The sequence below is a fragment of the Pseudomonas sp. 67(2021) genome, from assembly GCF_017491835.1.
In the GTDB taxonomy this organism is placed as follows: Bacteria; Pseudomonadota; Gammaproteobacteria; order Pseudomonadales; family Pseudomonadaceae; genus Aquipseudomonas; species Aquipseudomonas atacamensis.
Map to the genome: position 1 here is coordinate 1 of NZ_JAFGYL010000060.1, position 587 is coordinate 587.

Consider the following 587-nt stretch of genomic DNA (forward strand, 5'->3'; position numbering starts at 1 on the left):
TCCTCCGCGCTCGCACGCGGAATGCGGTCGGCAAGTTGGATCGTCATCCGGTTGTGCCGATCGATTGTCATCCCTGTGTAGAGATTCTCTCTCTGGAGTGGGGGCACGAACAGCCGGTTGAGGAGTTCGCTGGACGACCCAAAATAGAAGCGGATCAACTCCATGCACGGTACGACAAGGAGCTTTCCGTCAGGTAGCGTGACCCGGACGCAATAGGAGTGCGTGTTTTCGCGATGTCCCGCATGCTCTTGGAGCGGCAGCATGAAACTGCCGTCGTCGAAGCTCGATCCGGCTTTTAAGAGCTCGCAGGTGTCTCGGCTGATCGCCAGATCTTCACAAAGCAACTCTTCGTCAGCCGCGCGGGATTCCAAGCCCTGCTCGCGCCACAGGTCACCGATGCGCAAGAGCATTGTGGTTCCGACTGAAACCCAGCATCGGGTTGCTTGCCTTTCAGTTTGGTGGAGCGATAGGAGCGATAAGCGACCGGCCCCATCTTGGGCGTTGGCTTTGGATAGCGAGACCAACACGGATGGATGCCGCCGCCGCAACATGCGATCGGGGAAGGCGATTGGGCCGAACCAGTCGAC

Annotated in this window: 1 protein-coding gene; it reads right to left on the reverse strand. The window is 58.9% G+C overall.

Annotated features, from left to right (window positions below; genetic code table 11):
• The coding region (locus J5M66_RS26485; protein WP_207817531.1) for a hypothetical protein at nt 1-410 on the reverse strand (410 nt) is incomplete at its 3' end.
• Between the last annotated feature and the right edge of the window lie 177 nt (nt 411-587).